This is a genomic window from Novosphingobium indicum (assembly GCF_014645195.1).
GTDB lineage: Bacteria > Pseudomonadota > Alphaproteobacteria > Sphingomonadales > Sphingomonadaceae > Novosphingobium > Novosphingobium indicum.
In genome coordinates this window covers 183,358-208,694 of the sequence record NZ_BMLK01000002.1, presented here as the reverse complement: position 1 = coordinate 208,694, position 25,337 = coordinate 183,358, and the positions used below count along the sequence as shown (strand labels likewise).

Genomic DNA, 25,337 nt, shown 5'->3' with positions numbered 1-25,337 from the left:
GCAAGGGACCAGTGGGTCACGATGCCCTCAGCGGGCCGCTTTCGCCAGCGCCGCCACCGCGCGTTCGGCTTCATCCTCGTCGAGGCTGGCGAAACCGAGCCGCAGCCCCTTTTGCGCCGTATCCCGCGCCATGAAGGAGCGATGGCTGGCAAAGCGCAACCCGGCCTCCCTCGCCCTGCTCTCGATGGAGTCGAGGTCACCGTCGAAGCGAACCCAGAAGGCAAGCCCGCCATCGGGCATGGTGAACTCTGCATGCCCCGCCAGTTCCCGTCGCAAGAGCTCGGCAAAGTGCTCTCGCCGCTCCGCATAGGCGCGCCAGGCCTTGCGGGCATGACGCCTGACTTCGCCACTTGCGATCAGGTCGGCACAGGTGTCTTCGGTTATCGTATTCCCCATGCCATCGGTCAGCGAGACCCGGTGGGCAATGGCCTCGATCACCGGCTCCGGTGCCGCGAGATAACCGATCCGCAGGGCAGGCAGAAGCAGCTTCGACATCGAGCCGAGATAGATCACCTGCCCCGGCGCATAGCCGGCCATGGGTAGCAGCGGCTGCGACTGGAAATGAAATTCGTGGTCGTAGTCGTCCTCGATGATGGCGACGCCGAATTGGCGTGCGACCTCCAGCACCTGCAAACGTCGCTCCGGCCTGAGCGCCACCGTCGTGGGAAACTGGTGATGCGGGGTAAGAAACACCGCCCGGACTGCATGGCGACGACAGGCCGCCTCCATCTCCACGACATCGATCCCGCCTTCGTCCAGCCGGACGGGGATGACTTTGCCGCCAAGCGCCTGAATGGCGGCGACGGCGGGCTCATAGGTAAGCTCCTCGACGATCACCGCATCGCCCGGCTGAATCAGTACCTGCAGCGCGAGAAAAAGCCCGTTCTGGCTGCCACGGGTGATGCAGATGTTGGCCCCCGTGAAGTTGAGCCCTCGCTGCGATCGCAACATCTCGGCGATCTGCTCGCACAGCCGCGGCGAACCGCGTGGGTCGCGATACTGCATGCGGTTCGTTCGCGAGGCCCGCTGCACCGCCGAACGATAGGCGCGAGCCAGCTGGTCGGCGGGGAAAAGCCGCCCATCTGGCGCACCTTCGTCGAGTTTGATCCCTCCGCCCCCGGGCAGGGCCAGCGGCCGCTCGGGCGGTGGAGCGAAACGGTAGTGCGTATCCTCCGCCATCGCTTCTGCCACGGCCGTGGGCGTCGGCGGGGTCGGCAGCGAACGCGAAACGACGGTCCCCCGGGTACCTTCCGTCGATAGCCAGCCCTGCGCGATCAGGTCTTCGTAGGCGAGCACGACCGTCTTGCGATTCACCTCGAGCGCGGCAGCCAGTTCGCGGCTGCTTGGCAGATAGGTCCCCGAAGCCAGCCTACCAGTTTCGATGTCGCGGATCAGCGCGTGGATGATCTGCATGTAGATCGGCGTGTCGCGGGCCGGGTCGATCCGCGCGCCAAGCGATATCTGCCAGGGTCGCAACATCTGCAGTGCATCTCCTCTGGTTGCAATGGCGGTTTAGCACCCGGTCGGCAATTGGACCATGCCATTAACACCGATTGGCACTTGTACAGGGTCCACTGAACCGCGAGCACTGAGGGAAGAAACAGGCAAGTTCGGAGATCCGGTGATCGTGTGCATGCACAAGACTGCTATCGACGGCAGCGCCCAGGGATGACCGCGTTGTTCACGCAACACGGCAACGAGGACGTGCGCCGTCTCGTCGCGCAATATCCGCTTGCCTGGGTGCTGTCCGAAGCTGCGCCGATCACGACGGCCACGATGTTGCCCATGCTGGGGCAGTACGACGAAGACGGACGCCTGACCGGACTGCTCGGCCACATGTCGCGCCGCCGTCCGCTGTACGAGCTGCTCTCCGCCAAGCCGCAGGCCCACTTCCTGTTCACCGGCCCGCAGGGATACGTCTCACCCGAGCACAGCGGCCGGCGTAACTGGGGCCCGACGTGGAACTATGCTGCCCTACGCATCGAGGCAGAGGTGCGTTTCGACGAGGCGCTGACCGAAACTGCAGTGGCGCGACTGGTGGAAACCTGCGAAGCCGGCCGCAAGGAGCCATGGCGCGCTCCTGAACTTGGCGAACGCTACGATGCCATGCTGGGCGCGATCATCGGCTTCGAGGCCCGTGTCACGACCATCGATGCCACATTCAAGCTGGCACAGGATGAGGACGACGCGGTGCTGCGCCAGCTCGTGGAAGCGCATCCGGACGAGGCCATGCGCAGCTGGGTTCGCGCATTGAACCGCGACCGCCTGCGCTGAGCCGAGATAGGAGAACGGGTGAAAGGACAATGACGATAAAGGGACGCGATTTGTGGATGGCGGCACACTGCTACTCCGGCCTGACCATCCTCGTTTTCCTTGCCTTTGCCGCGCTGTCCGGCAGCATCCTCGTCTACCTGCGACCGCTCGACGCCGCGCTCAATGCAGACTTGTTCCGCCAACCTGCGGCAACCGAAGCCCCGCCGGTTTCGGTGCTGGTCGACCAGTTTAGGGCGAGGCATCCCGAACTCACGGTCCGCTCCTTTCCACTTACCGTCGCCGCTGATGCCCGTATTCCGGTAAACGTCGCTCCCGTCGATCAGGCGGTCGAAACCGATCAGGTCTTTCTCGACCGTGCGACCGGAAGGCTGGTCGCCAGCCGATCGGACACACCTGCCCTGAACCGGCGCGGCATGGCCCGGTTGCTGCACGAAGCGCACTATACGCTGATGCTGGGAGACTATGGACGCTGGTTCATGGGCGCCCTGGCGCTGACCTGGCTGGTGAGCAATTTCGTGGGGGTCTATCTGACCTTCCCCGCGCGCGGTGCCTTCTGGAAGCAGTGGAAGCGGACGTGGCGCTTCAGCTTTAGCAGCCCTACCCCGCGCCTGATGATGGACCTGCACCGCTCGCTCGGGCTCTGGCTGATCGTACCACTGACGCTGCTGGCGCTCACTTCAGTCTGCATGAACTTCTTCTCAGAGGCTTACGTACCACTGGTCGATCGCCTTGTCCCCGAGCGCGAGCTGATGCTCCCGACGACCGAAGGGCAAGGCCCGCTGACATTCGCAACAGCCGTGGACGAGGCCCGATCCGTCGCCGGCAGCATTAACGGGCAATGGCTTCCGGCCAGTGTCCTCTACGATGCCTCGGCGGACCGGATCGGCGTGACGCTGACCGACAACGGCGTGCTGAGCTACAACGACCTCGGACCTATCTATTTCTACTTCGATGCGGGGAGCGGCCGCCTGGCGGAAATGATCGATCCCTATCACGGCAACGACAACCTCGCGATGTTCCGCTGGCTATACCCTGTTCACAGCGGCCATATCGCCGGTTGGCCGACGGAACTGCTGGTGGTCGTGTCCGGCCTCGTTGTCTTCGGAATGTGCATCACGGGCATTTACTTGTGGTGGAAGAAACGGCCCGGGCGGGTAATGCGGCGAAAGCCACGGAACGGAACCGGACGATGACGCGACTGATTGCGAAGGCCCTGCTCATCGCGGGGCTCGGCATGGCAGCCCTGCCTGCCGCGGCCGAGCTGCCGATGAAGCCCGAACGCGTTCTGACGCTGCATCCCGACCGCACCACATGGTCCTCGCTCGATGTCTCGCCCGATGGTAAGACCATCGTCTTCGACGTACTCGGCGATATCTACACGATGCCCGCATCCGGCGGGAAAGCACAGCAGATCAGCGAAGGCCTGGCCTTCGACAGCCAACCGCGATTTTCACCGGACGGACGGTGGATCACCTTCACAAGCGACCGCAATGGTTCGGAAAATGTCTGGATCGCACGGCCGGACGGGTCCCAGGCCCACAGCATCACCGCTTTTGACGACGAGACGGTCATGGTTTCTCCGACCTGGAGCGCCGACGGACGCGCGGTATTCGCCAGCCGCTTCCGGCCCGACCTCAACAACTACGAACTCTGGCGATTCCCGTTGAGCAGCAAGCCTGCCCTGCTGGTTCCGGTAAAGCCCGCGCCCGACGCGCCGCGGGACAGCTGGCGCTCGACACTCGATGCGTCCGCATCAGCAGACGGTCGATGGCTCTACTATGCCCGCAGGGTCGGCGGGCTCGAATTCGACCTGCCCACGAAGTGGACCGTCGTGCGGCGTGATCTTGCGACGAACGAGGAACAGCAGGTCATTGCGGGCCCCGGTGGACGCGGCACACAGGAGGAAGCCTACTTCGCGCCCCGCATTGCCCCGGACGGCCGGCACCTCGCCTACGTCACCCGGCGCGAAGGCAAGTCCATGCTTCGACTGCGCGACCTTGCGACCGGAAGGGACAGCGCGCTTGGCCAGACACAGCTCGATTCGATGCAGGCCTCTTCATGGCAGGGTATGGTTCCCGGTATGGCGTTCACGCCCGACGGCAAGGCCATCGTGCTGAGCCGTGACGGCCGTTTCGAGCGCCAGCCGACCGACGGCACCCGGCCCGACGCGCTGCCCCGCCAGATCGACGCGCGGGTCGCCGTTGCGCCATCGACGCGTTTCGCCATCCGCGAGGAAACGGGGCCGGTTGAATCCAGACTGGCAATGGAACCTGCCCCTTCTCCCGACGGACAGCATGTCGCCTTTGCAGCGCTCGGCAGCCTGTGGGTGCAGGATGTCGGGACCAGCGAAGCGCGGCGGCTGCCCATCGATAGGGATATGCCGATGCAGCCGTCGTGGAGCCCGGATGGCAAGCGGCTGGCTTTCGCCACATGGTCTGAAGCGGACGGCGGCGCGATCTGGACTGCCTCTGCCGATGGCGCAGGTACGACCCGCGTGTCAGTGCTCCAGGCCTACTACCGCGATCCGGTCTTCACGCCCGACGGCAGGCATCTGCTGGTGCTGCGCTCCGCCCTCGACGAGCGTCGCCAGAACTTCTTCGAATTCGGCTCGCTCCGCGCCAGCGAACTGGTTGAACTCGATCTGCAGACCGACGCGGCGCGTGTGATGGCGCGGGGCAAGTTCGGCGGGCGCCCTCAGTTGACAGGCGAAGCCGGTATTGCATACCTGTTCAGCGGCGAAGGGCTCATTCGTATCGATCTGGCCAACGGCGCGAAGACGACCGTCGCGAAAGTAACCGGGCCCTCATACTATTTCGTCGAAGGCAATTCGCCGGTCGACGACATGCGCATCAGTCCTGACGGCAGCACAATCGCAGCAGCCATTGGCGACCGGCTCTATGTTCTGCCCCGCCCGTCCGATCCCGAGACTGCGGTAGATGTACTTGCACTGGACAGCCCGGCCCGCGTCCTGCCCGGCCTGGGCGCGGACTGGTTCGAGTGGAGCGGACCAACCAGACTCGATGCTGTGGTGGGCACATTGTGGAGCCGCATTGATACGGCAACGGCAACCGAAACGGCGCAGATGCGGCTGACAGCAGTGCTGCCTCGCACCGTCCCGACAGATTCGCTCGTGCTGCGCGGTGCCCGGGTCCTCACCATGGCGCACAGAGACCGTGTTCTCGACAACGCCGATGTGCTTGTCACTGGAGACCGGATCGCAGCCGTCGGCCCCAGCGGCACCCTTGCGCTGCCCGCAAACGTCTCAATCCGCGATGTCCGCGGCAAGACGATCATACCGGGCCTTATCGACGTGCACGACCACATCGGCGAGATCCGGCGCGGCAACTGGTCGAGCGAACTCTGGGGTCTGCGCGCACGACTGGCCTATGGCGTCACGACCAGTTTCGATCCCTCAACACTGAGCATCGATCATGTGGGCTATCAGGGCATGGTCGACGCCGGGCTCGTGCTTGGCCCGCGGATACGCTCGACCGGCCCCGCCGTCTTCTCGAAAGTGCGCATCGGCTCGCTGGACGATGCTCGCAGAGTGCTTAGGCGCTATTCGGAAGGGTATCGGCTTTCCAATCTCAAGGAATACCGGACCGGCGACCGCGAAGTGCGCCAATGGCTGGCCATGGCAGCGCGCGAACAACACTTCATGCCCACCACCGAAGGTGCATTGGCGCTCAAACTGGACCTCACCCAGATTCTCGACGGCTATGCGGGCAATGAGCATGCCCTGCCCGCCCCGCCGCTCGGCGATGACGTGATCGCGGTGATGAAAGCCATGCGCACCAGCTACGACACGACACTGAGCATCACCAATAGCGGCTCCCCGGCCATGAACTGGATCATCGCGCGCGAAGATCCGGTCGTCGACGATAAGCTCCGTCGTTTCTGGCCATCCTATGCAATCCGCGAAATGCTGACATCGAGCCGAACTTTCGTGCCTCTGTCGGAGGTGCGCTTCCCGGTCATTGCCCGCGACGCGGCACGGCTGGCCGAAGCCGGCGTGCTGGTCGGCATGGGCTCTCATGGCGAAGCCCCCGGCATCGGCTATCACTGGGAGATGAAGGCCCACGTTCTTGGCGGCATGTCGCCCGAAGCGGTCCTCCATGCTGCAACTGCCGGCTCCGCGGAAACGATAGGCCGGCTCACCGATCTGGGCACGATCGAGCCGGGGAAGCTGGCAGACCTGCTGATACTGGACTCCGATCCGCGCGAGGACATCGATGCGACCATGGATATCGAGGGCGTGATGCGCGGCGGCTTCCTCTATGACGGACAGACGCTGCGCGCCCTGTGGCCAGAGGCAGACAAAGCGCCTCAAACCTCGCCTTCACCGGCGCAGAACGAGTTCTGGCTTCCGACGCCTGACCCCACGCCCAACTGAAACGCCTGCTCACGCAAAACGGCGGCAGAGGGCATTGCTGCTCCCTGCCGCCGATAATGTGCTGACTGCGGAAAAGTCAGGCGGCTGCGTAGAGGTCTTCAGCGGTCACGACCGGAAAATCGATCTCCGTTTCCACCACGTTGTTGACGAAATTGGTGAAGGTGTTCTCGGCCACGAGCGCGACGATCTCGATGATCTGCGCGTCGCTATAGCCACCATTGCGCAGACCTTCGATGTCGGCGTGAGCAACACGGCCGCGCTCGCTGGCGACCTTTGCAGCGAAGGAAACGGCCAGGTCCGCCTTGGCGTCGGCCGAACGGCCCTTGCGGGCGGCAAGGATCTCGTCGGCATGGATCCGCGCGAGATTGAGGCCGAGATAAGTGTGGGCCGAAAGGCAGTAGTCACAGCCGTTGATCTGCGCGACTGCCAAAGCAATGCGTTCACGGGTCTTCAGGTCCAGCGTCTTCCCGAGCGCTGCATTCTGGCCGAGGTAACCTTCCAGTACGGTCGGGCTGAGCGCCAGAAGGCGGAACAGGTTCGGTACGGCGCCAAGCGACTTTTCGACAGCATCGAGCAGCGGCTGCGATGCCGCCGGGGCATTTTCACGGGTAGGAACAGCAATACGGGACATAGGAAACTCCATCGAAATCAGGGTTAGGATGTTCAGCGCGGGGAGCCTTCCCCGGCTGCAATCGAGACCTAACCATTCCCTCATGAAACGATAATCAACATCATGAGGAAGACATTGTTCAGATAAATGGAATAGATCGTCCGTCACAGCCCGAGGTCGGACAGCGAGGCATGACCATCGGGACGCCGCCCGAGCGGCCAACGGAAAAGCCGGTCTGCCTCGGCTATCGGCATCTCGTTGATGCTGGCATGCCGCTCGGCCATCAGGCCGTCCGGCGCAAACGCCCAGTTCTCGTTGCCGTAAGCGCGGAACCAGTTACCGCTGTCGTCGCGGTACTCGTAAGCATAGCGGACAGCGATCCGGTTGCCGGTAAAGGCCCACAACTCCTTGATGAGGCGATACTCGTGCTCCCGCGCCCACTTGCGGGCAAGAAAGGCTTCGGCCTCTCCGCGCCCACGCGGAAACTCCACGCGGTTTCGCCAGGCCGTATCGCGCGAATAGGCCAGTGCGACGGCGACGGCATTGCGGCTGTTCCAGCCATCCTCCGCAAGGCGAACCTTCTGGCGGGCGCTTTCTTCGGTAAACGGCGGCAAGGGCGGTCGGATCATGGGGTAAACTCCTTGGTTGCTCGGAACAAAAAAGCGCCCGGGTCTTCGGGGGGCTGAGAGAAGACCCGGGCGCAGCAGGGCCCGCGCGTGGTTCAAGAGGGGTCGCGGCGAGCTTTTCGGGACAGCCGTGGAGTGAACATCGGCTGCAAAAACGGGTTAGGCTCTATCGGCAGGTGCCGGAATTCATGTTGTCGGAAAGGGACTGTTCCGGAATCCGAAATGGCACCGGACAACGCCCTCAATCGGTTGCAACGAGCGGCAGCGCCGCACGGCGCATGACGGTCTTGCGGGGGGTGAAACGCCAGAAGCGTTCGGCCTCTGCGAAAGGCGGATGCCCGCGCCAGCGGGGCCCGGCCCTTGCCGGAAACTCCACAGTGCCAGTCAGATGCAACATGTCCCCGGTCGCAAAGTCGATGAAGAGCAGGCCTGCCACCGGATTGAGCACGAAGTTGCCAAGCGTGTTGAAATACCGATTGCCTGCAAAGTCCGGGATCAGCAGCGTATCCTGGCGCTCGATGGCCACGAAGCCCGGCTCGCCGCCACGGTGCGAAACATCCACTTGCCGCGCGGCACGATCAGACGCACCGGCGTCGCGCGCTTCGATAAACGAGCTGACGAAGAACGTGTCCGACCGTGAGATGAGTGCGCGCGATGCCGCATCCAGGCTACCGCTAAGAACAATGGAATGTGCTGGCGAACGCTCCGATGCACGGGGCATGTCCGCATCCATTCTGCGTGGGCTGATGAAACGTGGGCAATTGCCGAAAGCCTGCGCGACGGACACCTCGAAACCCAGCCCCTTGACCGCCTCGATGCGCCCGTTCACGCGGTTGCGGCGGCGCGTGTGCGGGCATATCCCCAGCAGCGCGACGGCGGCGCCCTCGACCACACCGGCCGCAGCCGGATCGTCATATGCGAGCTTCGCGCTCAGACTGAGCCGAGTGGGATCGGGGCAGGTAATGAACCCTGCCGGACCATGAACCACGCTGACCCAAGGCGATGCACTGCCTTCCTCCGTATCATCGACGGTACCGACTATGGCGAAAGGCAGGATCGGGAAGAAGTCTCGCAGTTGAGGCGCCAGGCGCGGCAAGATCGCCTTCGGCCCGATCGCGGCCATCCGGTCGCCCAAGCCCAACCGCTCCTGCAGCAGGCGTTCGCCGGGATGGAAGGGCGAAGGCGGTGATGTTTCTGCACCGGTCATGCCGCGGCCGCGAGGTGCTCGGGCGAAAAGGGCACGAACCCCGGCAAGGTCTCGATACGCGCCAGCCAGGCCTGTATGGCCGGATAGGAAGATAGCGCGATCCGCCCATCCTGCGCGCGCGCAATGTAGCTGTAGAGGGCGACATCGGCGAGCGTGGGTCGCGACGCGGCGATCCAGATGCGCGTATCCAGTTCGGCATCGATGAGCTTGAGGATAGCATGAGCCCGTGTGGAGACTTCGGCCATGTCGAAGCGGGCATTGAAGAGCGCGACCAACCGGGCCGCACCTGGACCATAGGCGATCTGGCCCGCCGCGACCGACAGGCACCGCTGTACGGCAGCGGCGCCCGCCGGGTCCTCGGGTAACCAGTCGCTGCGCTCATATTTCTTCGCAAGATAAACGAGTATCGCGTTGGAATCCGAAACAATCGTATCGCCATCTTCCAGCACCGGCACTTGCCCGAAGCGGTTGAGCGCAAGGAACGGGGCCGCCCGGTGTTCGCCGCTGCCCAGATCGACCTGCGCGAGCTCGGCCTCGGCGCCGATAAGCGACAGGAACAGGCGGACGCGGTGCGAATGACCGGATAGGGGGTAATGATAAAGCTTCACGGCGTGGTCCTTTCGAGGTCTTCGGCAAGGTCCTGCGCACAGTGCGGCGTTTCTGCTCACGACAGAACGAGCCTTAAATGCAAGGCACCGTTCCATCCTGCGGAATAACCAGATTGCGGGAAGCGGCCATGGCCCTTACGCTGCACGCGGTGGGCTTATCGGCCACCGCCGTGTCACGCCGGCGATAAGGAAGGGTGGGACACATGGATCAGCTCCATGCGATGAAGGTCTTCGTTCGGGTGGCCGAGACCGGCGGCTTTGCCGAGGCAGCGCGCAATCTCAACATGAGCCCGCCCGCCGTGACCCGCGCCGTCTCCGCGCTGGAGGATGCCATCGGTGCAAGGCTTCTGACCCGTACCACGCGATCGGTGCAGATGACCGATGCCGGACATCGCTATCTGGAAGACTGCCGACGCATCCTTGCCGATATCAAGGAAGCCGATGCCGCGGCCGCAGGCATATATGCCACGCCGACCGGCACGTTGACAGTGACTGCTTCGGTCCTTTTCGGACAGATCTACGTCCTGCCGATCATCACGGAGTTCCTAGACACCTACCCGGATGTGAGCGCCCGCCTGCTGTTCCTCGACCGCGTGACCAACATTGTCGACGAAGGTATCGACGTATCGATCCGAATTGGCCACCTGCCCGATTCCAGCCACGCCGCGATCAAGGTCGGGACCGTGCGCCGCGTGGTTTGCGCATCGCCTGCCTATCTTGAGGCCCGCGGTGTTCCGCGCACGCCTGCCGATCTGGCCGACCACACGATCATCGCCGGCACCAGCGCCTTTGCGTCACTCGACTGGCGCTTCGGGCAGGAGGACAAGCGCTCCAGCGTACAGGTCCGCCCTTCCTTGTACTGCAATACCTATGCCGGCGTGATCGAAGCCGCACGGCTTGACTGGGGCCTCGCCCGCGTCCTGTCCTACCAGATAGGCCCCTGTCTGGAGGAAGGCAGCCTGCTAACGGTGCTTGAGGACTATGAGGAAGAACCGCTGCCGATCCACATCATCCACCCGGAAGGGCGCAAAGCCTCTGCCAAGGTTCGCAGTTTCGTAGACTTCGCCGCCGAACGCCTGCGCGCAAACCGGTTGATCAACTAGCAACGAGCGCAGGCCTATAATTCCATAAATCGGAATAAAAACTTCCTCTTTACGGCAATTAATTAAAAATCAAGCAAGGCCTACCTGCCTCTCCAGCACACTTCCGTGCCCGACCTGGAGACACAGACATAGCGCAAGTGGAACGCTTCGCGCGGCGGACGCTTGAAAGCGCTAAGCGTGGGTTTGACTAGCCTGCTATCCGCAAAATGGGTTTCATCCCTCCCTCCATGAACTAAGGGTAGGACATGGAAGAGGTTGGCGCGATTGTAGTGGGGGCCGGTGTCGTGGGCCTGGCGGTGGCCCGGGCCCTCGCGCTCGATGGCCATGACGTCATGATCCTCGAGCGCGAGCAACAGTTCGGCACCGTCACGTCGTCCCGCAACAGCGGCGTCATCCACGCCGGGCTCTACTATCCCGACGGATCGCGCAAAGCACAATTCTGTGTGGAAGGCAGGCACCTCCTCTACGACTTCTGCGAAAAGCGTGGCGTCGCGCACCGGCGGTGCGGCAAGCTGATCATCGCCGGGAGCGAAGAGGAGTTTCCGGCGCTCGATGCCGTCATGGCGCACGGCGCCGCCGCCGGCGTCGACGATCTGGTCCGGCTCGATCCCGACGAGGTCCGCGCGCTCGAACCGGCTCTCAGCTGTGCGGGCGCTATCCATTCGCCATCGAGCGGCATCGTCGACCAGCACGAATTCATGCTCGCCCTGCTCGGTGAAGCCGAAGCCCATGGGGCGATGCTGGTATGCGATGCTGCAGTCGAACGCGTGCGCCGCAAGGGAGCGCTCTGGGAGGTCAAGGTCGGCGAGACGCATCTGGCCGCGCCGATCCTGATCAATGCGGCGGGGCTCGGGGCACAGGCCTTGGCAGGAACGATCGAGGCTCTCGACCCGGAACTGGTGCCCCGCCTCTATTACGCCAAGGGCTGCTATTTTTCCTATTCGGGGCGCGTGCCGTTTACGCGGTTGATCTATCCGGTGCCCGGCCCCGCAAGCCTCGGCACGCACTTCACGCTGGATCTTGGCGGACAGGCCCGTTTCGGACCGGACATCCACTGGATCGACGAAGTCGACTATAGGGTCAACCAGGCCCTCAAACCCGAGTTCCTGGCAGCGGCGCGTCGGATCTGGCCCGATGCCGAGGAAGACCGGCTGCAGCCTGCCTACGCAGGCGTGCGCCCGAAACTGGCCGGCCCGGGCATGCCGACCGCCGACTTCGTGCTACAGGGCCAGGAGACCCACGGGCTTGTCGGTCTCGTCAACCTGTTCGGGATTGAATCGCCGGGGCTTACGTCCTCGATGGCAATCGGCAATCACGTGGCATCGATGGTGGGAAAACCTTCCTGACCACCGTGCCCATGAGGTACTAACAGCTCTTGAAGGCGAAGCCGAAGCGCCTATCTCGCATGGTGTGCAGATGAAAGTGATTGCTCCGTGAGCCACGCGATTCCCCACCGTTTTTCAATCGGTATCGACCCGGAAGACATCGACTTCATGGGGCATGTGAACAATGCCAGCTATCTGAAATGGGTTCAGGCCGCCGTGCTCGATCACTGGCGCGCGCTGGCACCCACCGAAGCGGTTGCCCAGAAGATGTGGGTCGCGCTCAAGCACGAGATTACATACCGCAAACCCGCGTTCCTCGAAGACGACGTGATCGCCACCGTTCTGCTGGAACGCGTGCAAGGCGCGCGGGCCTTCTACGAGACCATCATTCGCCGAGGCGAGGAAGTGCTGGCCGAAGTCAAATCGAGCTGGTGCTGCGTCGATGCCGAAACGCTGCGCCCTGCCCGCCTCACCCGCGACGTGATCCAGCGGTTCTTTTCCTCCGACGACACCGAACAGGCGGGTTAAGCCGTCCGGCTCTTCAAGCCTTGGCGAACCAGTCAGGCTGGTAAGGCTTGATGCTCCATTCGCGCGGATCGGCTTCGTCGTGACGGGAGAGCCCATCGGGCGTTCCGGCGAGCAGGTCCCGCCAGCGTTCCGCGAGTGTCTCGATCGTCATTTCCGGATCGTCGAAGCCCGGCGTACGGGCGAGGTAGAACCGCGCTACGTGGCCGCCGATGGACTCGATGCATTCGCCGGTAAACGGCACGCTCTCATGCGAGAGGAAGGCCACCGCAGGAGATACGATTTCAGGTGGCAGGTTCTGCCTGGCATGGGCGATGAAGGATGAGGTTTCCTCCTCCTGCGCCGCGTAGACCATCCGCGTCAGTGCGCCCGGCACCAAGCTGTTCGCCTTGATCCCGAATTCGACGCCTTCGGATGCCAGCGAGCGGGTAAACGAATAGACGCCGCCTTTCGCTGCGGCATAGGCCGTCTGCCAGGCAAACCCGCTCATCGATCCGGACGAGATGTTCACGATGCGCCCGTAGCCTGCCTTCTTCATGTGCGGCCACGCCGCGCGGCAGGTCTGCACCGTTCCCATCAGATTGATCTCGATGGTCTGACGGAAGTCGTCCGGCGTCATGTCATCGAAAGAAACGACTGGGCAAACGCCCGCGTTGTTGATCAGGATATCGACCGAACCGAAGGCCTCCAACGCGGTGTCGATAATCGAGTCGGCGCCGTCCTGCGTGGCGACGCTGTTGGTATCGGCCACCGCCTGCCCTCCGGCCTCGCGGATTTCACGGGCAACAGCCTCGGCACTGGCCTCGCCCTCATACCCGAGACCGGCGGGAAGCTGCCCGATATCGTTGACGACGACGTTGGCGCCCCGCTCGGCCAGCAAGAGCGCATGGGCACGGCCGAGACTGGGATTGCCTCCGGCGCCGGTCACGATTGCCGTGCGCCCATCGAAACGAAGATCCTCCATCTCTCTCCCTCTCCCATTGATCCGGGGGCTGTTTGTCAGTCCTTCCCGGGTGCCGCGAAAAGCCTTCGCGGATTGTCGACGAACATCTTGTCGAGGTCGCCTTGCGAAACCCCGGCCTCCAGCAACGCGGGAATGACGTCGTTGTGGATGTGCAGATAGTGATGATTGGGCATGGCCTGGTGATAGTCGGAGACATCCGGGAAGTAGTCCGACCAGCAGCAGCAATCATGGCTGAGCGTCAGCTGGTCCGCATAGCCGCGCTGCACCATCTGCGCGATCGTCTTCACCCGCTCTTCCATGGTGATTGCAAATTCTACGCCGAAGCGGTCCATGCCGAGGATCGAGCCCTTGTCGGCCAGCTTCATCAGGTAGTCGATGTCGCTGGTATCGCCACAATGGCCGATCACCACGCGTTCAAGGTTCACGCCTTCCTCGGTAAGCACGTCCTGCACGATCAGCCCGGTCTGCTGCAGCGGCGCGGTATGCACGGTTACCGGCGTGCCGGTCATCACGTGCGCCCGCGCTACCGCGCGCATCACGCGCTCAACGCCGGGTTGGAGTCCGGGCTCGTCGATCGCGCACTTGAGCATGCCGGCCTTCACGCCCGTGCCGCCGATACCTTCGGTGATATCCGAAACGAAGTGGCCGATCATCGGCTCGACGTCGGCATCCTTGAGCAGCCCCGGCCCCCAGAACTGGAACGGCGCCGGCACGGCATCGAAAGTGTAGGCACCCGTCGACACGATAATGTTGAGATCGGTTTTGGCCGCTGCTTTCGCCAGGCTCGGCATGTGCCTCCCCAGACCCAGTACGGTAAGGTCGATGATCGTGTCGATCCCGCTGGCCTTCAGCGCATCGAGCCGCGCGACGGCATCGTCGATGGTCTTGTCGCTGAAGAAATCCGGCCGATAGTTAAAGGTATATTCCATATCCATGAGGAAAACGTGCTCATGGATGAGAACCCTGCCCAGGTCGCTTGATGTGATTGTGCCGCGTGCGGTTTCGATCATGGCCATGGAATCAGGGTCCTATTCCGGTTTCGACGCGTTCCTCGTCATCGGTTGGCGGACAGAGCGATTACGTGGGGCTCTGCCACGCGCCGTAATGCTAGTGTCTGGACCGATGGCGGAAAAGGCCGTGCCCTTCCCGCCATCTTTGGTCCAAACCGACTCAGCGGAACTTTACACCGACTTCCACACCGTAGGTCGTCGGTGAATTCCAGACCGAGCCAGTGCCCAGCGTGTTGAAGAGCACCTGCGTCTGGTAACGGCTGTTGGTGACGTTGTCGCCGAAAGCCGCGACCGTGTAGGTCTCGGTCGGGTCCGTCCACTGCGCACGCAGTGACAGCACCTCATACCCCTTCTGTTTGAACTGCTGCTCCGGGTCGAAGTAGAAGCTCGAAGTGTAATAGAGGTTGCCCGAGAGCATGAGCCGGCCGCCGCCAAGATCCAGACCGTAGCTGGCACCGATATTGCCGGTGAACTCAGGCGCGCGCTGCATCTTGAAGCCCGAGGCGTCGGTGGAGGCCTGCACGATGCCGCCCGGCGACTGCGTGCCGCTGAAGGCGCAGTTGAGCGGGTTGGTGAAGTCGGCTGCCGCCGCCGGGTCGCAGTAGCTGTAATACGGCGCGTTCTCGAAGCTCTTGTAGCGTGCGTGGGTCCAGGCGACGCCGCCGTTAATCGTAAAGTCGCTGGTCACCTTGTAGCGAAGCTGGGCTTCTGCGCCATAGATTTCGGAGCTGGCAGCATTGCGGATCTGAGCCGCGCCGTCCTGGTAGCTGGAGACCTGCAGGTTCTTGTAATCATAGTAGAACCCGGCCAGATCGACCTGGAACACGCGGTTGTCGAACTTGTAGCCGACTTCGAAGGCGCTGATCTTTTCCGGCTTCACCGGCTGCTGCGAATAGCCGCCGACGTTAAGAATGCCTGCCTTGTACCCCTTGGTGTAGGAGGCATAGACGCTGGAATCCTCGCTCGGCTTGTACCGCAGCACGACACGCGGGGTGAAGCTGTCGTTCTTGAGCGTGTCCACCGCGATCCGGTCACCCGGGCTTCCGGTAAACGGAACGTTCTGTCCATCGGGCCCGGTGTATCCCGTCAGCGGCGTGGTGAAGTTGGCCGTGAAGTAGCCATCGGCAACGACATCGTGGCTGTACCGGCCGCCCACCGTCACGAAGAACCGGTCGTTGATCTCATAGGTCGCGTCGAGGAAGGCCGCGTAGGACTTGGTTGTGGTGCTTGAGCCGCCGAAGGGCGCGAAGTCCGCACCGCCGAACGAAGCGCCAATGTCCCAGGTGTCGCGGATCTGGAAGTAGTTGAGGCCCGCAGTCCACTGCAGCGGCCCGCCCGGCTTCGAATTGAACAGGAATTCCTGGCTCCAGGTCTCGTCGTTCACGCCGACGTAGATGTTGAAGATCGGCACGGCCGATGCGTCCAGATCGCCGTAGTAGGGCGAAAGGTCCTTGCGGTACTGCGTGTACGAGGTGAAGTCGGCAAAGCCGAGATCGGCCTTGATCGTGGCCTGAAGCGCGTCTGAGTTCGTACGGAAGCTCAGCGGCTTGTTCAGCAGGACGTCGCCCGGCTCGGTCGCGTAAGTTCCGGGAATGGCCGAATAGTAAGGTGCGGTGGGCGAGCCGTTGGGGAACATGGCCACCAGCGGCAGGCCCTGCGAAGCAGCCTGTCCATAGATGGACTGACCCGCTGCCGAGACCTTGTCGAGGAACCCGGCCTGACCCGACTTGTCGACATAGGCATTGACAAGCTGCGTCGTCGGATCGTCGGTTTCGGCATGGATCCAGCGCAGCAGCAGCGAGACGTCATCGGTGAGATCCGCCTTCAGGCCCATGCGCACGGACCAGTTCTCGTACTGGCCGATCTCGTCGTTGCCATCGCTGATGTCGGTGAAGTACCCGTCGCCGCGGCGATAGAGACCTTCGATGTCCAGGGCCACGCGGTCACTGATCCCGAAGGTCGCATAGGCCTGCGCCTTCAGCGAGTTGAAGCGGCCGTAGCTGACCTTGGCCTCACCGCTGGTGATCGTGCTCGGTTCGGCGGTGGTGACGATGATCGCGCCGCCGGTCGTATTCCGGCCGAAGAGCGTGCCCTGCGGGCCTTTCAGCACCTGAATGCTGCGCACGTTGAGCAGGTCGAAGTCGGACAGGTAGGTGTTCGCCTGAAAGAAGCCGTCCACGTAGATACCGACGTTGGGGCCGCCACCGGAGGTGGTGATGGCCGTGCCGACACCGCGAATGGTCGGCTGCACGGCAGGCCCCTGGCTATCGAAGCGCAGGCCCGGCGTCAGCTTGGCCGTATCCGAGAGCTGCTTGACGTTGGCCGCCGCCAGCTGATCTCCGCCAAGGCTGGTGACGCTGATCGGCACGTCGCGCGAAAGCTCCTCGCGGCGCTGCGCGGTAACGACGATCTCGTTCGAAGAGTCGGCCTGATCCGCTACATTTGTGTCCTGGGCAAACACAGGCGTGGCGAGAAGCGCGGCGGCAAGCGCCAGAGACGAAGTCGAAAACTTCGCGATCGAAGAATGCATGTGTAGTCCTCCCTGCGGCCCTTTAGGGCTCGACCGTAACGGAGAGGATGGATGTGACAGACCGAACGCACACCCGTGCTCCGGCCGTATTGATATCCTCTCCAACCGGCCTCCCTTGACGCAGATTGTTCGCGCGGGCTTGACCAATGTGGACAAATTGCAGGGTGCGGCGATGAAACGCCGGGGTGATCGCAAGGTCGATTGATGACGGCTGCAGTCAATTGTGCCCGCCAGCCTTGACCCAGAGTATCTGTCCCGCCAAGCCATGGTCTCCTTATGCCCTGCCGCCGCATTGGAGAATCAGGCGCATGATCGAAGAAGCGACCCGGATCATCCGCCGACGGCGCCCGAGCAATGGCCCCGCTCTCTCTCGGATACTCGCCCTGCCAGTTATCGCCCTTGTGACGCTGCCTTGCCAGGCCGTTGCAAAGGAACCGGTCGAGATTCTTCTGAGCCGGGCCGGTACGCAGACACCGGACGGAATGGCTCTGGTCGATATCCGCCTCCTGAATCCCGGCGATGCGCCGCAAAACGTTCCGATGCCGCAGAGGGTCGAGGCGCAAATCTCTTCCGAAGACAGCACACAGGCCGTGTGGCTGGAGCGTACACCCGAGACTTCCGCATCGCTTACCATTGCGCCGGGCGCCTTTTCTTCAGCGCGGTACATGCTTCCTGCCGGCGAAGTGCCCGACGATGCGATGCTGTCCGTTCCTGCGTGGGGTGGGCAGCAGATCGCGGTGACTTCCGTGCAGAGCGACCCGAAGGCCGCGACGCCGCAGCTGGCAGACGCCACCGATGCGACACAACCACCGCCACCGGCACCTCCGGGGGACAAGACGTTCGGGAATGCTTTCCTCAACAACCTGACCGCCTACGAACCGATCTACGGTGTCTTCGGGCCGGGCACGAACACGGAAGCGCGCATTCAGATAAGCTTCAAATACAAGATCTACGGCAAGCACGGCGAGGACGAGCAAAGCGACGGCTTCTCGCCCGCAGATGGGCTCTATTTTGGGTACACCCAGCGCATGTTCTGGAATCTCGGGGCCGATTCCTCGCCTTTCCGCAACATCGATTTCCAGCCCGAAGTCTTTTACCTGTCGCCTTCGGTCAGCCTTGCAGGCACTACGACGCTCAGCGGGCAAGTCGGTCTGCGGCACATCTCCAACGGGCGTGCGGGCGATTCATCGCGCAGCCTCAATACCGTCTACTTCTCGCCGATGGCGGCTTTTTCGCTTGGCGATGACCGTCGTCTGATCATTGCCCCGCGTGCATGGTTTTACGCCGGTGACCTCTCCGATAATCCCGACATTCGCCGTTACCGGGGAAACACCGAACTCTTCGTGCAAATCGGCGAGGAGGAAGGCTTGCGCCTTTCGACCACCACCCGGATAAGCCTCTCCAGCGGCAAGAGCTCGTTCGCAGCGGACCTGTCCTACCCGCTCCGCCGGATCATTTCCGGGGCGCCCGACTTCTATCTCTTCGGCCAGAGCTTCGTGGGGTACGGCGAGAACCTGCTGGACTACAACGTCCACACCACCCGGTTCCGCATCGGCCTCGCCATGGTTCGCTGAGGCCGAGCGGAACGCCCGGTAGCGGCGTCAGTAGCCGCTGCTGTTTTCCGTGGCGCTGCCTGACGCAGACGGAGCAGCCGGAGCAACACCCGGGACACCGAGGAAATCGCCTTCCTCGCCGAACCATGCACGAAACTCGGTGAAACCGGGCACGCCCTCGAAGGTGCTGCTGGCCATCTGGTCGACTTCGACGTGGATCACCGCCGGCTTGCCCGAGGCAAGCGCCCGCTCGACAGCCGGGGCCAGCTCTTCCAGACGCTCGACATATTCGCCATGCGCGCCGAAGCTCTCGGCAGTCTTGTCGAGCCGCACTTCGTTGCTCCACCGGGCTTCCGGCGTCGATGTGTTCTCACCGAAGTTGGCCTTGTAGGACGCCGCCTCAAGCCCCCAGGCGTGGTCTACCGAGACGATGCAGATGATCGGCAGCTTCTTGCGCACCGCCGTCTCGATCTCGGAAATGTGGAAGAGGAACGCGGAGTCACCGGTAAGCAGCACCGCCCGGCGCTTGTCGCCCACGGCGAGCTGCGCGCCCATGGCCATGGGCAGGCCATTGCCGATAGCGCCCCAGTTCGAACTCCACATGGAATCGCGCGGCGTGAACTGTACCAGTGCAGAGGCCCACATGCTTGCGCCGCCGCCATCGCGGATGAGGATCGAGTCCTCGGGAACGACCTTGGTCGCCACGATCGGCACCTGGCCTGGATGGATAGGCATCGACGTGGTCGGGATCGCATCCATCAGCGCCTGCTTGGCGTCATCGCGCTGCTTGGTCCATTCGGCCAGCTTGGCGGGCAATTCACGCGAAACGCCTTCCAGCGCCGCGTTGAGCTGCGGCACCACGTCGCGCAGGTCTCCTACGAGCGGCACGTCGATTGGCCGGTTCACGCCCATCGCATCGGCATCACGCTCGATGTATATCCACTTGCGCGTTTCGTTGCCCGGCTTCCACGAATGGCCGCGCCCGTAATTGAGCGCCTCGCCCAGTTCGGTACCGATGGCGAGCACCACGTCCGACTGCCCGGCGATCTCCGCACCGACAGCGGAGCTGTAGTTGAAAGTCCGCGCCTCCATCCCCGGCAGGATCGCCTCGACCGCGTTGGACAGCAGGATCGGGCACTTGAGCTTGCCCGCCAGTTCAGTGAGCACCTCGTGCGCGCGGCTGACGAAACCGCCCTGCCCCAGCAGCAGCACCGGCGACTTGGCATTTTCCAGCAGCGCCTTGGCTTCGGCGATGGACTGCGCATCGGCGCGCTGGTGCACCAGGCGATACTGGCTGGGCGCCAGTGCGGGCTTCTTCTCGAACTTGGCCTGCATCACGCCAAGCGGCAGTTCGATGTAGGTCGGCCCCGGCACCCCGCTGAGCGCCTGACGGAAAGCCTCGTGGAAGATCTCGTCGGTCTGCTGCGGGTATTCGATCACGCCGGTGTACTTCACCGTGTTCTCGAACAGCGGCGGCTGGCTCATATACTGCATCTTGCCGCGCCGCACTTTCTGTTCATAGAACCGCTGGCGGTTGGCCATGATGAACACGGCGGGCACGTTTTCCTTCATCATGAAGTTGGCGCCCGCCATGACATTGGCGACGCCCGGCCCCTTGTTCATGCACAGCACCGCCGGCTTGCCGGTCATGCGAAAATAGCCGTCCGCCGTGAGCGCCGCCGCCTGCTCGTGGTGCGGAGAGATGATGCGCATGCCGCGCCGTTCCGCCTCGATGAACATGCCGAAGAAGCTGGGATCCGGAATGCCGAAGAGCGTGTCCACACCTTCCGCCTGCAGCAGGTCGAGAATATGGTCATACATGGTCTGGGTCATCGGATCAGGCCTCTCATCTGGTTCATCGCTTCTTGTGCGTTCCGGCTATCAGGGGAGCACAGGCGAGGTCCAGCACTCCATTGTGCACCTCGTAACGCCGGTTGCGCGAAATGTGCTGTTTCGTTTCGCGCAAGTCAGTTTCAGCGCCTCGGCGTTATCCTGCCGCCCGCTCGCCTTCGAGCAGCGCCATGTCTTCGGACGACAGCTGGATGCGGGTCGCCTGCAGGATCTCTTCGAGCTGCGCGGTGCTCGTGGCGCTGGCGATAGGCGCGCTGACGGATGGACGCGCCATCGCCCAGGCGAGCGCGACTTGCGCCGGCCGCGCGTCGTGGCGCGCTGCAACCGTGTCCACCCTCGCCAGCAAGTCTAGGCCTTCGGGAGTGAGATATTGCGACACCACCCTTGCACGGGCCTTGCCCTCGGCGTCCTCGGACTTGCGGTACTTGCCGGTCAGGAAACCTCCGGCAAGCGCGTAGTAGGTGATCACACCGAGGCCATGCTCGACGGCAAGGTCTTCGACTATCCCTTCATAGTCACCACGCGCAGCAAGGTTGTAGAGAGGCTGGATCACTTCGTAACGTGCCTTCCCGTGCCCACCAGCCGACAACGCTTCGGCGAGAAGATCGGCAGGGTAGTTCGAACACCCGGCATGGCCGATCTTGCCCGTATCGATCAGGCCCTGAAATGCCTCCATCGTTTCTGCGATGGGCGTATGAGGGTCCGGGGCGTGCGAGAGATAGACATCGATATGGTCGGTCTGCAGGCGACCTAATGAGGCTTCGCAAGCGCGCGACAGGTAATCGCGGCCGAGGCCTTCCATTCCTTCGCCCATCGGCAAGCCGCCCTTGGTGATCAGCACGACACGATCGCGTACACCGCGATCCTTCATCCATTGGCCGATAACCGTTTCGGACTCGCCACCGACAAGCCCAGGCGCATAGCGGTTGTAGACGTCCGCCGTGTCGATCGCATTGAACCCGGCATCCAGAAAGGCATCAAGGATCGCGAAGGAGGCGTCCCTGTCCGCCGTCCAGCCGAAAACGTTTCCGCCCAGAACCAGCGGCGCGATTTCGATACCCGTGCTTCCGAGTTTGCGCATGCGCATCGCGTTCTCTCCCATCGCTGCATCTTGCCGTTGAAAGCCTAGGTGCAATCAAACCGGCGCACATGCAAACAGGGCCTAGAACCTGCGCACCTCGATATCGTACTTGCGGATTGCGTAGCCGATCTGTCGTGGCGTGAGCCCCAGCACGCGAGCCGCCTTCGCTTGAACCCAGCCCGTCGCCTCAAGTGCTTTCACCAGTTCGCCGCGGCCGACTTTCACATTGTCGACCGGCACTTCATCCCTGGCATCGACACGGGGCGCAGGATCGGGCGCGATGTCAGGCTCGGCAAAAGTGCGCGGCTGGACGATGGGGAATGGCGGAGAAACCGCGGACTTCCACAAGGTCGCGGAAAGGCACTCGTCGTGCCGGCACGCGAAATCCTCGTCATCGATGCGATCGTCGTGCGCCAGCGTGGCCGTGCGGCGAATGCAGTTTTCCAGTTCGCGGACATTGCCGGGGAAATAGCAGCTCTCCAGCACCCGGACCGCCGAGGGCGAAAGCTGGTGCTCGGTATGGTGCTCCTCATCGAAGCGGCGCAGGAACTCGCGGGCAAGCTGGGGAATGTCCTCGCGCCGGTCGCGCAGGGCCGGCAGACGAACCGAGACGACGTTGATGCGGTAATAGAGGTCGGCTCGAAACTCACCCTTCGAGACCATCTCTTCAAGGTTCCGGTTCGTCGCACAGACCAGGCGGACATCGACCTTGATCGTCTGCGTACCGCCGACGCGTTCGAATTCACCCTCCTGCAGCACGCGCAGGAGCTTGACCTGAAACGCCTGCGTCGTGTCGCCGATCTCGTCGAGGAAAAGAGTGCCGCCATCGGCCAGTTCGAAGCGCCCCTTGCGTTGGGCGACAGCGCCGGTGAAGGCTCCTTTCTCGTGTCCGAAAAGCTCGGACTCCAGGACCGATTCCGGCAATGCGGCGCAGTTGAGCTTGATGAACGGCTTCTTGGCCCGCGGCGAGAAGTCGTGCGTGGCCCGCGCGAAGAGTTCCTTGCCGGTGCCGGACTCGCCGCGCAGCAAGACGGCCGAATGGCTACGCGCAACGCGGCGTATCTGCTGCAACGCATTCTGCAACGCGGGACTCGAGCCGACGATGCCAACCTTGCCTGCCTTGCCCTTCTTGCCCCCCGCACCGGAGGTGGGCGCTTCGCGGATCAGCCCCTTTTCCAGCATCCGCTGCTGTTCCATCAGCCGCTCGCGATCGCGCTGGACCATTTCGAGCAAGCGGATGGTCTGTCCGATCAGGTTCGCCACCATGGTCAGGAAGCGTACGTCTTCATCGGCCGCGTGGTAGGTCGTGCTCTCGTCCCAGATCTGTTCGATGGTCAGCGTACCAACGACTGTGTTGCGGTCCTTGATCGGTACCCCGATGAACGAGACGCGCCCATCGGGTTCGATCGGCCCGTCGAAACGCCAACCCGGAAATAGCGAGCTTTTCTGCATGTTCTGGACAACGACGGGCATCCCCGTCGTGAAGATGCGCTCGACAGCCTGTTCGGGAAGACTGCCGAGCCATGCGCTTGCCCGTTCCTCGCTCCAGCCGATCCCCACGACGTTGCTCGGCGCCCCTTCCTCGTCGAGCATGGTCACGAGCCCATGACGCATGTCGAGGAAGCTGGACAGCAACGTGAGCACGTTGGCCAGCGTCGTTTCCAGGCGCCCCGGCACGGCCAGGACTTTCGAAATCTCGTAAACGCCGCGCAAGGCCATGTCGGCCCGCGTGTGGCTCGGTTGGCGGCTATACGTGTTCACGTAGGATCCGGACGATAAAGGGTTCGAATAGCTGATCACGAGACTGCCCATGACGGATGTGTTCCTGCCGTCAGGTCATCTCCTCCAACCGCCACTTCTACATGGCCCGGTCGTGCGCCGGGGAAATGGGCGTTATAGTAAAAAAGTCTCAGATTTCCGCCGATTCTACAAGCAAACAGTGCGAAGACCGTAAATTGATAACCATGCGCAATAGCACTATCAAAAAGTCGAGACTTCATCCGAACTTATACAGGACGCCGAAACCACCGCGGGGATAGTTCCACTCGATTTCGCCGGTCTTGCGGGTAACGATCCGGCAGGTTCCGCATTCGAGACAACCGTCGGCGGCAACTTCGACCTGTCCCGATTCGGTCTGCGTGTAGCAGCCGGCCGGGCAGAGCGTGGTCATCGCCAGCAGGCTGGCCGACGGCTTGGTGTGCGCCTTCACCTTGATGTGCGGACGCCCCGCATCGACAAGGTAGCGGTTCTGGAAGAGCTTTTCTTCAACCTTGGCGCGGGGCGCCACCATCACATCACTCATTTACCTGCTCCTCGTCTTATCCGAATTCGAAAAAAATGCTGTCGTCTCCGCATCAGCGCCAGGCGCGGACCACCCGGAAGGCATCGCCCATCATTCCCCACAGGGTCCGCGTCTCGCGGAAATTGCGGAAGATGGCCTTTTCCTTGGAGACCTTGTCGATCCCGTCGACGCGGAACCAGGTCTGCATCGCCTGGCTCAGCAACTTGGGATAAGTCCCGAAGAAGTTGCCCTTGTTCTTGTGCAGCAACTCGGGGATGCCCTTGTATTTCTTGAGATCCTTCATCACGAAGGACTGCGCGAGGCGCTTTTGGTACGCGGCAAGGTTCGCAGCCGTCATTTCCTCGCGCTTGCGGGTCAGCGACACGACGGTTTCAGCTGCCACACGGCCGGTGGTCATGGCGAGGTTGGAGCCCTCGCGGTGCACCGCATTCACGAACTGCCCGGCATCGCCGACGACGATCCAGCCCGCACCGGTGAGTTGGGGAATGGCCTTGTAGCCACCCTCGGGAATAAGGTGCGCGGCGTATTCCTTGCACTCGGAGTCCGCCAGCAGCGGTTTGATCGAGGGGTGGTTCTTGAACGCTTCGAGCAGTTCGTTCGGCGTCACGTCGGTTTCGGCGAAGTCGGAGACGATGCAGCCGATACCGACCGAGATCGATTCCTCGTTGGTGTAGAGAAAGCCGGTGCCGGTCATGCCCTTGGTGATCGTGCCCATCGCCTCGATCACCACGCCTTCATTGCCGGAGAGGTTGAAGCGCGCCTCGATCGTCTCGCGGGGCAGGAAGTGCATCTCTTTGACCGCGAGCGCGACGGTGTCGGGCGCAAGCTCGTCGCGCAGGCCAGACCGCTGGCCGACCAGCCCGTTCACGCCTTCGGCCAGAACCACGACATTGGCCATGATCGGGCTGCCCTGCCGGTCGGTGCGCACGCCGATGACCTTGCCCGACAGATCGCGGACGAGCTCGGTAACGGTGGTTTCATAAAGCACCAGCGCGCCGGCCTCCTTCACTTTCGACGAAAACCACTTATCAAACTGCGCGCGCAGGATCGTGTAGCGGTTCGGCTTCTCCTCGTTGAAGTCGTCCGAGCGGTAATGCATGCCGGTGTGCGAGCGATCGTCCATCGTCCACATGCGCTGTTCGATCACATGGCGTTCCAGCGGCGCTTCGTCGCGAAATTCGGGGATGATCTTCTCGAGCGCATCGGCGTAGAGGATCGCGCCCTGCACGTTCTTCGAGCCCGCATATTCGCCGCGCTCGATCTGCAGGACATTGAGGCCTTCCTTGGCCATCGTGTAAGCGGCGGCATTGCCGGAGGGCCCTGCCCCCACGACGATGGCGTCGAACGGCTTGTTGAATTCACCCATCGGAGCCTC

20 protein-coding genes are annotated in these 25,337 nt (G+C 62.9%); 7 read left to right on the top strand and 13 right to left on the bottom strand.

The window, feature by feature from the left end:
• Positions 1-27: 27 nt before the first annotated feature.
• Positions 28-1,479 (bottom strand): MocR-like pyridoxine biosynthesis transcription factor PdxR, encoded by a 1,452-nt coding sequence (gene pdxR, locus IEX64_RS02750; RefSeq protein ID WP_188818013.1) that lies wholly within the window; start codon positions 1,477-1,479, stop codon positions 28-30.
• A 189-nt stretch (positions 1,480-1,668) separates the two neighbouring features.
• Between pdxR and IEX64_RS02745 the strand changes: the two genes are divergently transcribed.
• The 3 genes from IEX64_RS02745 to IEX64_RS02735 are packed head-to-tail and all read left to right on the top strand — an operon-like array spanning position 1,669 to position 6,667.
• Positions 1,669-2,274: an FMN-binding negative transcriptional regulator gene (locus IEX64_RS02745; protein WP_188818010.1), complete on the top strand. Its 606-nt coding sequence runs from the start codon at positions 1,669-1,671 to the stop codon at positions 2,272-2,274.
• A gap of 29 nt (positions 2,275-2,303) precedes the next feature.
• The gene (locus tag IEX64_RS02740; RefSeq protein ID WP_188818008.1) at positions 2,304-3,467 is read left to right on the top strand and encodes a PepSY-associated TM helix domain-containing protein; all 1,164 of its coding nucleotides are present in this window, start codon (positions 2,304-2,306) and stop codon (positions 3,465-3,467) included.
• Positions 3,464-6,667 (top strand): amidohydrolase family protein, encoded by a 3,204-nt coding sequence (locus tag IEX64_RS02735; RefSeq protein ID WP_229710030.1) that lies wholly within the window; start codon positions 3,464-3,466, stop codon positions 6,665-6,667. The genes IEX64_RS02740 and IEX64_RS02735 overlap by 4 nt, the downstream gene beginning before the upstream one ends.
• Before the next feature lie 76 nt (positions 6,668-6,743).
• Here the strand turns inward: IEX64_RS02735 and IEX64_RS02730 are convergent, their stop codons facing one another.
• The 4 genes from IEX64_RS02730 to IEX64_RS02715 form a co-directional block, all read right to left on the bottom strand.
• The gene (locus IEX64_RS02730; RefSeq protein ID WP_188818233.1) at positions 6,744-7,298 is read right to left on the bottom strand and encodes a carboxymuconolactone decarboxylase family protein; all 555 of its coding nucleotides are present in this window, start codon (positions 7,296-7,298) and stop codon (positions 6,744-6,746) included.
• A 143-nt stretch (positions 7,299-7,441) separates the two neighbouring features.
• A complete protein-coding gene (locus tag IEX64_RS02725) occupies positions 7,442-7,906 on the bottom strand; it encodes a nuclear transport factor 2 family protein (RefSeq protein WP_188818007.1) in 465 nt (154 codons plus the stop codon).
• A gap of 238 nt (positions 7,907-8,144) precedes the next feature.
• Complete coding sequence (locus tag IEX64_RS02720) at positions 8,145-9,110, bottom strand: pyridoxamine 5'-phosphate oxidase family protein (protein WP_188818005.1); 966 nt, start codon at positions 9,108-9,110, stop codon at positions 8,145-8,147.
• On the bottom strand, positions 9,107-9,718 hold the full coding sequence (locus IEX64_RS02715) for a glutathione S-transferase family protein (RefSeq protein ID WP_188818002.1): 612 nt from the start codon (positions 9,716-9,718) through the stop codon (positions 9,107-9,109). Before IEX64_RS02715 ends, IEX64_RS02720 begins: the two co-directional genes overlap by 4 nt.
• A 203-nt stretch (positions 9,719-9,921) precedes the next feature.
• On the opposite strand from IEX64_RS02715, the gene IEX64_RS02710 reads away from it, so the two are divergent.
• The 3 genes from IEX64_RS02710 to IEX64_RS02700 all read left to right on the top strand — a co-directional run bounded on the left by IEX64_RS02710 (position 9,922) and on the right by IEX64_RS02700 (position 12,674).
• A complete protein-coding gene (locus IEX64_RS02710) occupies positions 9,922-10,821 on the top strand; it encodes a LysR family transcriptional regulator (RefSeq protein ID WP_188818000.1) in 900 nt (299 codons plus the stop codon).
• Between the two features lie 245 nt (positions 10,822-11,066).
• Positions 11,067-12,167, top strand: coding sequence for an NAD(P)/FAD-dependent oxidoreductase (locus IEX64_RS02705; RefSeq protein WP_188817998.1), 1,101 nt, complete (start codon positions 11,067-11,069; stop codon positions 12,165-12,167).
• A gap of 87 nt (positions 12,168-12,254) precedes the next feature.
• Complete coding sequence (locus tag IEX64_RS02700; protein ID WP_188817996.1) at positions 12,255-12,674, top strand: acyl-CoA thioesterase; 420 nt, start codon at positions 12,255-12,257, stop codon at positions 12,672-12,674.
• 13 nt (positions 12,675-12,687) lie between these two features.
• On the opposite strand, the gene IEX64_RS02695 is transcribed toward IEX64_RS02700, so the two are convergent.
• The 3 genes from IEX64_RS02695 to IEX64_RS02685 all read right to left on the bottom strand — a co-directional run bounded on the left by IEX64_RS02695 (position 12,688) and on the right by IEX64_RS02685 (position 17,175).
• A complete protein-coding gene (locus tag IEX64_RS02695) occupies positions 12,688-13,635 on the bottom strand; it encodes an SDR family NAD(P)-dependent oxidoreductase (protein ID WP_188817994.1) in 948 nt (315 codons plus the stop codon).
• A 35-nt stretch (positions 13,636-13,670) separates the two neighbouring features.
• Positions 13,671-14,651, bottom strand: coding sequence for a phosphotriesterase family protein (locus IEX64_RS02690; protein WP_188817992.1), 981 nt, complete (start codon positions 14,649-14,651; stop codon positions 13,671-13,673).
• A 154-nt stretch (positions 14,652-14,805) separates the two neighbouring features.
• Positions 14,806-17,175 carry a TonB-dependent receptor gene (locus IEX64_RS02685; RefSeq protein ID WP_188817990.1) on the bottom strand — a complete coding sequence of 790 codons (2,370 nt, stop codon included), beginning with the start codon at positions 17,173-17,175 and terminating at the stop codon, positions 14,806-14,808.
• 308 nt (positions 17,176-17,483) lie between these two features.
• Here IEX64_RS02685 and IEX64_RS02680 point away from each other — a divergent pair, with 308 nt between their 5' ends.
• Positions 17,484-18,749 (top strand): phospholipase A, encoded by a 1,266-nt coding sequence (locus tag IEX64_RS02680; RefSeq protein ID WP_188817989.1) that lies wholly within the window; start codon positions 17,484-17,486, stop codon positions 18,747-18,749.
• A gap of 27 nt (positions 18,750-18,776) precedes the next feature.
• Here IEX64_RS02680 and IEX64_RS02675 read toward each other — a convergent pair whose 3' ends face one another.
• The 5 genes from IEX64_RS02675 to IEX64_RS02655 all read right to left on the bottom strand — a co-directional run bounded on the left by IEX64_RS02675 (position 18,777) and on the right by IEX64_RS02655 (position 25,328).
• Positions 18,777-20,561, bottom strand: a complete 1,785-nt coding sequence (locus IEX64_RS02675) for a thiamine pyrophosphate-binding protein (RefSeq protein ID WP_188817988.1) — start codon at positions 20,559-20,561, stop codon at positions 18,777-18,779.
• Between the two features lie 154 nt (positions 20,562-20,715).
• Complete coding sequence (locus IEX64_RS02670) at positions 20,716-21,666, bottom strand: aldo/keto reductase (RefSeq protein WP_188817987.1); 951 nt, start codon at positions 21,664-21,666, stop codon at positions 20,716-20,718.
• 75 nt (positions 21,667-21,741) lie between these two features.
• Positions 21,742-23,472: a nif-specific transcriptional activator NifA gene (nifA, locus tag IEX64_RS02665; protein WP_188817986.1), complete on the bottom strand. Its 1,731-nt coding sequence runs from the start codon at positions 23,470-23,472 to the stop codon at positions 21,742-21,744.
• 184 nt (positions 23,473-23,656) lie between these two features.
• A complete protein-coding gene (locus IEX64_RS02660; RefSeq protein ID WP_188817985.1) occupies positions 23,657-23,962 on the bottom strand; it encodes a ferredoxin family protein in 306 nt (101 codons plus the stop codon).
• 52 nt (positions 23,963-24,014) lie between these two features.
• A complete protein-coding gene (locus tag IEX64_RS02655) occupies positions 24,015-25,328 on the bottom strand; it encodes an FAD-dependent oxidoreductase (RefSeq protein ID WP_188817984.1) in 1,314 nt (437 codons plus the stop codon).
• Between the last annotated feature and the right edge of the window lie 9 nt (positions 25,329-25,337).